Below are 10,789 nucleotides of genomic sequence, written 5' to 3'. Positions count from 1 at the left end.
GTGTCGAACGACGGCCTGGCGCTCGGCGTGGCCGCCGCCTGGGCCAGCGGCTGGGGCGGGCGGGGAGCGGGCGTGCCCTTCAGCGACGCACCGACCAGACCGGCGCCCACCATGGCGAGCAGGACGACGACGGCCGCGCCGGCGGCGCGCCACGGAATCCCGTGACGGCCGCCGGCCCGGGTCGTCATCACGTCACGCGTAGGACGCATCGGTCCGACGGCGACGCAGCAGCACGATGCCACCGAGGGCGGAGGCGCCGATCAGGCTCGCCCCCGCGGCGGCCAGCTCGCGGTCGGTGCCGGTGCCGGCGCCGCCGTCACCGCCGTCGACCCCGCCGCGCGGCAGGACGACCAGCTCGCCCTTGCCGCAGGAACCCTCGAGCTTGTAGCGGCCCGGCTTGGCGTGCCGGTCGACCTTGGCCTCGCCGTAGTAGACGAAGTCACGCTTGTGCTCCCAGCGGTCCTCGCCCTTGCCGTGGTCGTCGTGGTCCTTGCCCTTGTCGTCGTGGTCCTTGCCCTTGTCGTGGTCCTTGCCCTTGTCGTGGTCCTTGCCCTTGTCCTCGTGGTCCTTCCAGTCCGAGCCGTGGTCGCCCCGCCCGGACTCGTCGCCGTAGTCGCCGTGGTCCTTCTTGTCGTGGTCCTTCTTGTCGCCGTCGCGGCCGGACTCCTCGCGGTCCTTCCAGTCGCTGCCGTGCTCCGCGTCCTGGCCGTGCTCGTCGCCCTTCCAGTCCTTGCGGTCCTCCTCGCGGCCGGAGTCGGCGGCGCCGGCGCCCTGGCCGTACTCGTCCCCGTAGCCGTGGTCCTTGCCCTTGTCCTCGTGGTCCTTGCCCTTGTCGTGGTCCTTGCCGTGCTCGTCGCGACGGTCCTCCCCTCCGTCACGCCAGTCACGGTGGTCCTCGCCCCGCCCGTCGACCGGCTTGAGCTTGACCTTGCCGGTGACCTTCGACCACACGAACGCGTGCTTCTGCGGTTCGTCGCAGACCTCGAGGAGCTTGACCTCGTCCCCGGGCTTCACGACGTGCGGCTTGGCGAAGACCTTGCCGTCCTTGTCGTGGTGGCCGCCGTCGGCGTACGCGATCGCCGGCGTGAACACCAGCAGCGAGGCACCCCCGAGGGCGGCGCCCGCGACGACCTTCCCGAGCATCTTCTTAGCCATGACCTGCGTCACTCCATCCCCTGTTGTCCTCGGCTCGGCGACATCCGAGCTACGACCGACGTTAGACCGTTTCACGAGCTATGAGAGGAAACATTCGTGTTTAAGAGTTTGGTAGAGATGCAGGTCATAGGGGTGCTAAGCGACTTTCGTGGCCTCTGCCGCCGCTTGGTGGGCGGCGAGGGGTTGTCGACTCCGGACGCCTTCGGCGTCGTCCGGCGTTGCTCGGGACGACTCGGCGGGATCGTCCGGGTCGCGCGCCCCGCGTGCGGCGGCTTCGATGCCCGGCTCGGCCACTGGGCGCCCGCTCGGCGGTGGCCCGGTGCGTGAAGACATAGAGGCATTGCCATGGAAGCGCTCCCATGCAAGAATCGGCGCACGCGGTTCGGGGAGCCACACCGCGCAGCAGGCAGGAGTCGAGGGCACCGGTCCGCCGGACGACGTCCCGCCCGGGCCGGCCGTCGCCGGCCGCCGTACCACCACCACCGCCCGTCCGGGTCGGGCGCCCCCGAAGAATCCCGTTGGCGCCGGCGGCCGTCCGCGCAGGACGCCCATCGGGCCACCGTGCCGGGCCGTTCGCGGGTCCGGTCTCGCCCAAGGAGATCAGTGGCATGAACGTGTGGAGAAGGATGTCCGGCCCACGCCGGGCCCTCGCGCTCGCCGGCGCGGGCACCCTGGTCGCGGGCGGGCTGGTGACCCTTCCGGTCACCGTCGCCCACGCCGCGACCCAGTGCGCGGTGACGTACACGACCAACGACTGGCCGGGCGGGTTCACCGCCACCGTCAACATCAGGAACATCGGCGACGCGCTCAACGGGTGGACGCTCGGCTTCACCTTCCCCGACGGTGGCCAGCGCGTGCAGCAGGGCTGGTCGGCCCGGTGGGCCCAGTCCGGCCAGAACGTCACCGCACAGAACGAGTCGTACAACGGCTCGCTGGCCAGCGGGGCGACCGTGAGCATCGGCTTCAACGGTGCCTGGAGCGGCAGCAACCCGAAGCCGACCTCGTTCACCCTGAACGGGGTGACCTGCAACGGCGGCACGAACCCGACCACCCCGCCGCCCGGCACCAAGGTGGACAACCCCTACCTGAACGCCCGGGGCTACGTGAACCCGGAGTGGAAGGCCAAGGCCGAGTCCGTCGCCGGCGGCAACCGGGTCTCCAACAACCCCACCGCGGTCTGGCTGGACCGGATCGCCGCCATCAACGGCACGCCGGACAGCAGCTCCAACGGCGCCATGGGGGTACGCGACCACCTGGACGAGGCGCTGCGTCAGGGCGCCAACTACATCCAGTTCGTCATCTACAACCTGCCCGGCCGGGACTGCGCGGCGCTCGCCTCCAACGGTGAGCTCGGCCCGGACGAACTGCCGAAGTACAAGGCCGAGTACATCGACCCGATCGCCGCCATCCAGGGCGACCCGAAGTACGCCAACCTGCGGATCATCAACATCATCGAGATCGACTCACTGCCGAACCTGGTGACCAACACCTCCGGGCAGCCCGGCGGCACCACGATGTGCGACACGGTGAAGGCCAACGGCGCGTACGTCAACGGGGTCGGCTACGCGCTGGCCAAGCTGGGCGCGATCGGCAACGTCTACAACTACATCGACGCCGCGCACCACGGCTGGATCGGCTGGGACAGCAACTTCGGCCCGACCGCCGACATGCTGAAGAGCGCCGCGGTCGCCTCCGGCAGCACGGTGGCCAACGTGCACGGCTTCATCGTGAACACGGCCAACTACTCCGCCCTGCGCGAGCCGTACGTCAAGGTGACCGACACGGTGAACGGGCAGACCGTGCGGCAGTCCACCTGGATCGACTGGAACCAGTACGTCGACGAGCTGTCCTTCGCCCAGGCCTTCCGCAACAAGCTGGTCCAGGTCGGCTTCGACAGCAACATCGGCATGCTGATCGACACCTCCCGCAACGGCTGGGGCGGCTCCGCCCGGCCCACCGGCCCGGGCCCGATGACCAACGTCAACGACTACGTCAACGGTGGCCGGGTGGACCGTCGGATCCACCCCGGCAACTGGTGCAACCAGTCCGGGGCCGGCCTGGGCGAGCGCCCGAAGGCCGCGCCGGAGCCCGGCATCGACGCGTACGTCTGGGTCAAGCCGCCGGGTGAGTCGGACGGCTCCAGCCGGGAGATCCCGAACAACGAGGGCAAGGGCTTCGACCGGATGTGCGACCCGACGTACGGCGGCAACGAGCGCAACGGCAACAACCCCACGGGGGCCCTGCCGGACGCCCCGATCTCCGGTGCCTGGTTCCCCGCGCAGTTCGCTCAGCTCATGCAGAACGCCTACCCGCCGCTCTCCTGAGCCGACGCCCACCGGCCGCTGGCAGTAGGTGAGGCGCTCCAGCGGCAGGTTCCCCCGGGCCGCCGGCCCGACCGCCACCTTCGTCAAGACCGCCGACTGGGCCACCGGCTGGGAGGGCAGATACACCATCACCAACGGGGGCACCGGCACGATCAACGGCTGGCAGGTCGCCTTCACCCTGCCGGCCGGCACCACGCTCGGGTCGTACTGGGACGCCACGGTGAGCAGCGCCGGCCAGCGGCACACCTTCACCAACCGCTCCTGGAACGGCACCATCGCGCCCGGCGCCTCGGTCTCGTTCGGCTTCCTGGCCACCGGCTCCGGCTCCCCCACCGACTGCACGCTGAACGGCGCGCCGTGCGGCGGCGGCACCCCGACCAGCCCGCCGACCACGCCGCCGCCCACCAGCACGCCACCCACCACGCCACCGCCGACGACCACGCCACCGCCGACGACCCCGCCACCGACCACGCCGCCGCCCACCACGCCGCCCGCCGGCGGGCTGCCCAAGCACGCGCTGATCGGCTACCTGCACGCCAGCTTCGCCAACGGCTCCGGCTACCTGCGGATGGCCGACGTGCCGGCCGACTGGGACATCGTCAACCTGGCCTTCGGCGAACCCACCTCGGTGACCTCCGGCGACATCCGCTTCCAGCTCTGCCCGCCGGCCGACTGCCCGGGCGTGGAGAGCGAGGCCGAGTTCGTCGCCGCGATCCGCGCCAAGCAGCAGCAGGGCAAGAAGGTGTTGCTCTCCATCGGCGGGCAGAACGGTCAGGTGCAGCTCACCACCACCGCCGCCCGGGACACCTTCGTCCGGTCCGTCTCGGCGATCATCGACCGGTACGGGCTGAACGGCCTGGACATCGACTTCGAGGGGCACTCGCTCTACCTGAACGCCGGCGACACCGACTTCCGTAACCCCACCACGCCGGTGATCGTCAACCTGATCTCCGCGATCCGCGCGTTGAAGCAGCGGTACGGGGCGAACTTCGTGCTCACCATGGCTCCGGAGACGTTCTTCGTCCAGCTCGGGTACCAGTTCTACGGACCGGGGCCGTGGGGCGGGCAGGACCCGCGCGCCGGGTCGTACCTGCCGGTGATCCATGCGCTGCGCGACGACCTGACCGTGCTGCACGTGCAGGACTACAACTCCGGACCGATCGTCGGGCTGGACAACCAGTACCACACGATGGGCGGGGCCGACTTCCACATCGCGATGACCGACATGCTGCTCGCCGGGTTCCCGGTGGCCGGCAACACCAACGCCGTCTTCCCGCCGCTGCGCGAGGACCAGGTCGCCTTCGGCGCGCCATCCTCGGTCAGCGCCGGCAACGGTTACGTCGCCCCGGCCGGGGTGCAGGCGGCGGTGACCTGCCTGGTACGCGGCCAGAGCTGCGGGTCGTACACCCCGCGCAGCGGCACCAACCCCAACTTCCGCGGCCTGATGACCTGGTCGATCAACTGGGACCGCTACTACAACTGGGAGTTCCGGCTGAACCACGGCCCCTTCCTGAAGGCGCTGCCCTGACCGGCGCCTCCGCCGGGTCACCCGTGGTTGCGGTCCAGCGCCGCGGCGGCGGGCGCGGCGCGGCGCGGCGAATTACGGTGGGCGTGCGGCGCGGTCGCCGGCATGATGTCCGGGACCGAGCTGGAGGTGTGCCGTGCGGATCGAACTCGGCGCCGCCGTCGACGCCCGCGCCGTCGTCCTGGTCGAGGGGGTCAGCGACCGGGCCGCGCTGCTGGCCCTCGCGGCTCGACGCGGTCGCGACCTCGCCGCCGAGGGCGTGCACGTGGTGGTGATGGGCGGCGTCACCAACGTCGGCCACTTCCTCAGCCGGCTCGGCCCACCCGGGCACGACCTGCGGCTGGCCGGTCTCTACGACGAGAACGAGGAGGGCTTCGTCCGGCGGAGCCTGGAGCGGGCCGGCCTCGGCGCCGGCCTGTCCCGGGCGGCCATGGCGGAGCTGGGCTTCCACGCCTGTGTCGCCGACCTGGAGGACGAACTCGTCCGCGCGGTGGGCCCCGCCGGCGTCCGGGAGGTGTTCGCCGCCCAGGGCGAGCTGCGCGCCTTCCAGATCTTCGAGCGCCAGCCGGCGCAGCAGGGTCGCCCGGTCACCGCGCAGTTGCGCCGGTTCCTCGGCACCCGGTCCGGCCGCAAGGAGGCGTACGGGCGGCTGCTGGTCGAGGCACTGGAGCCGGACCGGGTGCCCCGGTCACTGGACGCGGTGCTCGCGCACGTCTGACCCGCCGCGCCACTCGGGCGCCAGCACCGACCACACCTCGATGTCGATGCGCCGCCCGGCCGGGCCAGGGTAGACCTGCCGCAGCGTTCCGTCGTGCTGCATGCCGAGCCGGCGGGCGACCGCGATGCTGCGCGCGTTCTCGGCGTTGGTCCGCCACTCCACCCGCTGGATGCCCCGCTCCCGCACCGCCCAGTCGACGATCCGGGTGACCGCCCGGCTGATCAGGCCGCGCCCCTCGGCGCCCGGTTCCAGCCAGCAGCCCGCCTCGGCCACCCCGACCGGCACGTCGAACGAGACGAACATGACCCCGCCGACCAGAGTGCCGGCCTGCCAGATGCCCCAGATGCCGCCGGCGTCGCGCGCCCAGCGGTCGGCGTAGCGCTGCAGGACGGCACGGGCCGAGGGCAGGTCGGTGGCCACGAAGGACGGCGACACCCAGGGCGCGATGTGCTCCCGGGCCCGGTCCAGGTGGGCCAGGAACTCCTCGGCCAGCCACGGGTCGAGCGGACGCAGCTCGGCGTCCTCGGTGAGGGGCAGGGCGAACACGGAACCTCCGTCGCGTGCGGGACAGGTCGCCCCTGATCTTGCCGCCGGCCGGAGCCGGCCGCTTGAGCGCCCCCGGCGGAACCGGACAGCGGGGAGCTTCCGGGTGTATACATTCGGCGTATACGCGGTGTGTATAGTCCCCCGCATGTCGATCGGACAGACCTTCCTCGGCCTCCTGGAGGCCACCCCCCGGCACGGCTACGACATCAAACGCCTCTACGACGAGCGCTTCGGCCACGCCCGCCCGCTCGCCTACGGCCAGGTCTACGCCACCCTGTCCCGGCTGCTGCGCAGCGGCCTGGTCGAGGTCGATTCCGTCGAGCCGGGCGAGGGCCCGGAGCGCAAGCGGTACGCGATCACCGACGCTGGCGTCACCGACGTGGCCGGCTGGCTGGCCCGCGCCGAGAAGCCCGAGCCCTACCTGCAGAGCACCCTGTACACCAAGGTGGTGCTCGCCCTGCTCACCGGCCGCAGCGCCGCCGACCTGCTCGACGTGCAGCGCGCCGAGCACCTGCGGATGATGCGCGAGCTGACCCGCCGCAAACGCGATGGCGACCTCGCCGAGCAGCTGATCTGCGACCACGCCCTGTTCCATCTGGAGGCCGACCTGCGTTGGCTGGAGCTGACCGCGGCCCGCCTCGACGAGCTGGCCAAGGCGGTGCGGGCATGACCGCCCCGCTGCTGGTCGCCGAGGACCTGCACCGCTGTTTCGGGCCGACCCGGGCCCTGGCCGGCGCCAGCCTGCGGGTCGACCGGGGTGAGGTGGTCGCCGTGATGGGCTCGTCCGGCTCCGGGAAGTCCACCCTGCTGCACTGCCTGGCCGGCATCGTCCGGCCGGACTCCGGCCGGGTGCTCTTCGCCGGGCGCGACCTGGGCGCCCTGACCGACACCGAGCGCAGCGCGCTGCGCCGCGCGGCGTTCGGCTTCGTGTTCCAGTTCGGCCAGCTGGTGCCGGAGTTGACCTGCCTGGAGAACGTGGCGCTGCCGCTGCGGCTGGACCGCGTCGGCCGGCGGGAGGCCGAGCGCCGGGCGGCCGAGTGGCTGGACCGGCTGGAGGTCGCCGAGGTGGCCGGCAAGCGGCCCGGCGAGGTCTCGGGCGGGCAGGGTCAGCGGGTGGCGGTGGCCCGTGCGCTGGTGACCCGGCCACAGGTGGTCTTCGCCGACGAGCCGACCGGGGCGCTGGACTCACTCAACGGCGAACGGGTGATGCGGCTGCTGACCGGGGCCGCCCGGGAGACCGGCGCCGCGGTGGTGCTGGTGACGCACGAGGCCCGGGTGGCCGCGTACTCCGACCGGGAGGTGGTGGTGCGCGACGGCCGTACCCGCGACCTGGAGATCGCGGCGTGACCCGGCTGCGTGCCGGCGCGGCCGACCTCGCGATGGGCGCCCGGATGGCCTTCACCGGTGGCCGGGACGGCTGGCTGCGCGCGCTGCTGACCGCGCTCGGCGTCGGCATCGGCGTGGCGATGCTGCTGCTCGCCGCCGCCGTGCCGCACGCCTTGGACGCCCGGGAGGCCCGCGGCGACGCCCGCGACGACCTGCGGCTGGGCGCACAGCTCCCGGCCGCCGCGAACACCCTGCTGATCCGGGCGACCGACACCGCCTTCCGCGACCGGCCGATCCGGGGCCGGGTGCTGCGTCCCGAGGGTCCGGCCGCGCCGGTGCCGCCGGGGGTGGCCACGCTGCCCGGTCCGGGCGAGGTGGTGGTCTCCCCCGCGCTGCGCGACCTGCTCGACTCACCCGACGGCGCGCTGCTCGCCCCGCGCCTGGGCGGCGCCCGGGTCACCGGCACCATCGGCGCTCAGGGCCTGGCCGGGCCGAACGAGCTGGCCTACTACCTGGGCAGCGACACGCTCTCGACCGACGAGGGCGCGACCCGGCTGGACGCGTTCGGCGGCGGGCTGCCGGGCGAGGGGTTCGGGCCGGTGCTGATGCTGCTCGTGGTGGTCATCTTCGTCGTACTGCTGCTGCCCATCGCGGTCTTCCTCGGCGCGGCCGTGCGGTTCGGCGGCGAACGCCGGGACCGGCGGCTGGCCGCGCTGCGGCTGGTCGGCGCGGACGCCGGCATGATCCGCCGGATCGCCGCCGGCGAGGCCGCCGCCGCCGCGCTGCTCGGCGTCGCGGTCGGTGGGCTGTTCTTCCTCGCCGGGCGCCAGCTGGTGCCGCTGGTCACGCTGCTGGATCTGAGCGTGTACGCGGCCGACGTGCGCCCGCCGCTGCCGCTGGTCGTCGGGGTCGCCCTGGCGGTGCCCGCGCTGGCAGTGCTGGTGGCCATGGTGGCGCTGCGCGCCGTGGTGGTCGAACCGCTCGGGGTGACCCGCCGGGCCACCCCGGTCCGCCGCCGGCTGGTGTGGCGGCTGCTGCTGCCCGCCGCCGGGCTGGGGCTGCTGCTGGCCGCCACGGCCGGCGTCGCCCCGGCCGGCACCGAGAACCAGACAGCGGCCGGCGCGGTGCTGCTGCTGGTCGGCACGGTCACCCTGCTGCCCTGGCTCACCGACCTGGTGGTACGCCGGCTGCGCGGCGGCCCGGTGCCGTGGCAACTGGCGGTACGCCGGCTCCAGCTCGACAGCGCCGCCTCGGCGCGGCTGGTGAACGGCATCGCGGTCGCCGTCGCCGGCACCATCGGACTGCAGATGCTCTTCGCCGGCGTGGCCGACCAGTTCACCCACTCGACCGGGCAGGACCCGTCCCGTGCCCAGGTGCTGGTGCAGTTCCCGGCCCGAGCCGACGTCACCGCCGCGGTGGACCGGCTGGCCACCGCGCCCGGCGTCAGCGCCAGCAACGCCACCCTGGTCACCGGGCTCACCGCCGGGCACGACTACGCCGACCTGCGGATCGGCGACTGTGCCACGCTGGCCGAGTTCGCCCGGCTGGACCGCTGCGCCGACGGCGACGTGTTCCTGGTCCGGGATCCGGCAGCCGAGGGCCGGCCGGCCATCCGGCCCGGAGCCGCCGTGGCGGTGGGCGACGGCGGCAGCTGGCAGGTGCCCGGGACCGCCCGGGAGGTTCCCGGCCGGCCGGACCCGGTCGGCCGTCAGGAGTCGGCCGTGCTGGCCACCCCGGCAGCGGTCGGGGCGGCCCGGCTGGGCCCGCTGCGCTCCGACGCGTACCTGCGGCTCGACCCCGGACGGCCGGACGCGATCGAGCACGTCCGCAACGCGGCCGCCGGCGGCGACCTGTTCGCCAGCGTCCTCACGCTGACCGGCACCACCCGGGCCACCAAGTTCGTCAACATCCAGCGCGGCCTCTACGTCGGCGCGGTGGTCACCCTGCTGCTGATCGCCGCCAGCATGCTCGTCGGCATCCTGGAGCAGCTGCGCGAACGGCGCCGGCTGCTGGCCATGCTGGTCGCGGTCGGCACCCGGCCGGGCACGCTGAGCTGGTCGGTGCTCTGGCAGACCGCGGTGCCGGTGCTGATCGGGCTGGCCCTGGCGGTGGTCTTCGGGCTGGGGCTCGGCGTGGTGCTGCTGCGCATGGTGCAGGCCCCGGTGGTGATCGCCTGGCCGGTGGTCGGCCTCTGCACCGCCCTCGGCGCGGCGGTGGTGCTGCTGGTCACCGGGCTCAGCCTGCCCGTGCTGCGGCGGCTCACCCGCCCGGACGGCATCCGGACCGAGTGAGCTCGACCCCGGCCGGCGCTCCCCCGCCGGCCGGGGCGGTCCGGCCGCCCGGCCCCGGCGCGGCCGTCAGGGCCGGTCAGGCCGGCGGCGCGGAGCCGGCGCGGCCGCCTCGGCCAGCAGCTCGGCCAGGTGTACGGCCCGCACGGCCGACCGGCGCCGGCGCAGCCCGGTACGCAGCTGACGCAGGCAGCCGGGGTTCACCGCCACCACCAGGTCCACCCCGGCGGCTTCGATCTCGTCGAGCTTGCCGTCCAGGATCCGCCGGGAGTCCTTCGGCCGCAGCAGCGAGTACGTGCCGGCGGCGCCACAGCAGGTGGCCGCCGAGGGCAGCTCCACGTAGTCGGCGACCTGCCGGAGCAGCGCCCGGGGCTCGGCGAAGACCCCCAGGCCGTTGCGCAGGTGGCAGGAGTCCTGCAGGGTGACCCGGGCCCGCCGGCCGGCCACCCGCAGCTCGACCCCGGGCAGGCGGCCCGCCAGCCAGGTGGACAGCTCCCGCACCCGCTGCGGCCCGAGCACCGAGGCCAGGTGTGCGGCGCAGCCGCCGGAGGTGGTCACGATGGTGCCCGGCAGCTCCTCGCCGAGCCGCCGGGCCAACCGTTCGCCGCCGGCCAGGTCGCCGTTGTGCGCGTGCAGCGCCCCGCAGCAGCCCTGCGCCGTCGGTACGGCCAGTGTCGGGTCGAGGGACCGGGCCGCCCGGCTGACCTCCGGGTAGAGCCCCCGCTCGAAGCAGCCCAGCATGAGTTGCCCGGTCGGCTGCCCGCCCCCGGCCGGCCCGGGTGCGGCCGCCGGGGTGCTTCCGCTCGCCCCCGCGGCGGACTGCGGGGCGCTGCCCGGTGCGGCGGCCATCGGCCCAGCGGTGGCCGGTGCGGAGGCCATCGGCCCAGCGGTGGCCGGTGCGGCGGGG

The 10,789-nt window shown here is 73.8% G+C and carries 9 protein-coding genes and 1 pseudogene; 6 read left to right on the top strand and 4 right to left on the bottom strand.

What is annotated here, in order from left to right; all coding sequences use genetic code 11:
- Both DLJ47_RS20350 and DLJ47_RS20345 read right to left on the bottom strand, forming a co-directional pair.
- Positions 1 to 191: pseudogene (locus DLJ47_RS20350) on the bottom strand (class F sortase); the annotation flags it as partial.
- 1 nt (position 192) lies between these two features.
- A complete protein-coding gene (locus tag DLJ47_RS20345; protein ID WP_109901705.1) occupies positions 193 to 1,155 on the bottom strand; it encodes a hypothetical protein in 963 nt (320 codons plus the stop codon).
- A 608-nt stretch (positions 1,156 to 1,763) separates the two neighbouring features.
- Between DLJ47_RS20345 and DLJ47_RS20340 the strand changes: the two genes are divergently transcribed.
- From DLJ47_RS20340 to DLJ47_RS20330, 3 genes are all read left to right on the top strand, one after another.
- Positions 1,764 to 3,479: a glycoside hydrolase family 6 protein gene (locus tag DLJ47_RS20340; RefSeq protein WP_109901699.1), complete on the top strand. Its 1,716-nt coding sequence runs from the start codon at positions 1,764 to 1,766 to the stop codon at positions 3,477 to 3,479.
- Between the two features lie 28 nt (positions 3,480 to 3,507).
- Entirely contained in the window at positions 3,508 to 5,007 is a 1,500-nt protein-coding gene (locus DLJ47_RS20335) for a chitinase (RefSeq protein ID WP_109901697.1), read from the top strand.
- 133 nt (positions 5,008 to 5,140) lie between these two features.
- Positions 5,141 to 5,722, top strand: coding sequence for a TOPRIM nucleotidyl transferase/hydrolase domain-containing protein (locus DLJ47_RS20330; RefSeq protein ID WP_109901695.1), 582 nt, complete (start codon positions 5,141 to 5,143; stop codon positions 5,720 to 5,722).
- Here DLJ47_RS20330 and DLJ47_RS20325 read toward each other — a convergent pair.
- Positions 5,693 to 6,268, bottom strand: coding sequence for a GNAT family N-acetyltransferase (locus DLJ47_RS20325; RefSeq protein WP_109901693.1), 576 nt, complete (start codon positions 6,266 to 6,268; stop codon positions 5,693 to 5,695). The two genes, DLJ47_RS20330 and DLJ47_RS20325, sit on opposite strands and share 30 nt — an antisense overlap.
- Before the next feature lie 145 nt (positions 6,269 to 6,413).
- Here DLJ47_RS20325 and DLJ47_RS20320 point away from each other — a divergent pair, with 145 nt between their 5' ends.
- From DLJ47_RS20320 to DLJ47_RS20310, 3 genes are read left to right on the top strand one after another with little or no spacing between them, the layout of a single operon-like run.
- Entirely contained in the window at positions 6,414 to 6,938 is a 525-nt protein-coding gene (locus tag DLJ47_RS20320; RefSeq protein ID WP_109901691.1) for a PadR family transcriptional regulator, read from the top strand.
- Complete coding sequence (locus tag DLJ47_RS20315) at positions 6,935 to 7,615, top strand: ABC transporter ATP-binding protein (RefSeq protein WP_109901689.1); 681 nt, start codon at positions 6,935 to 6,937, stop codon at positions 7,613 to 7,615. The genes DLJ47_RS20320 and DLJ47_RS20315 overlap by 4 nt, the downstream gene beginning before the upstream one ends.
- Positions 7,612 to 9,885 carry an FtsX-like permease family protein gene (locus tag DLJ47_RS20310; protein WP_199235929.1) on the top strand — a complete coding sequence of 758 codons (2,274 nt, stop codon included), beginning with the start codon at positions 7,612 to 7,614 and terminating at the stop codon, positions 9,883 to 9,885. The genes DLJ47_RS20315 and DLJ47_RS20310 overlap by 4 nt, the downstream gene beginning before the upstream one ends.
- A gap of 66 nt (positions 9,886 to 9,951) precedes the next feature.
- Here DLJ47_RS20310 and DLJ47_RS20305 read toward each other — a convergent pair.
- On the bottom strand, positions 9,952 to 10,789 hold an 838-nt coding region (locus DLJ47_RS20305), incomplete at its 5' end, for a (Fe-S)-binding protein (protein WP_109901701.1).

The sequence above is a fragment of the Micromonospora sp. S4605 genome (genome assembly GCF_003176715.1).
GTDB lineage: Bacteria > Actinomycetota > Actinomycetes > Mycobacteriales > Micromonosporaceae > Micromonospora > Micromonospora echinaurantiaca.
The sequence above is the reverse complement of the archived record's forward strand: the minus strand, read 5'-3'. Positions and strand labels throughout refer to the sequence as shown.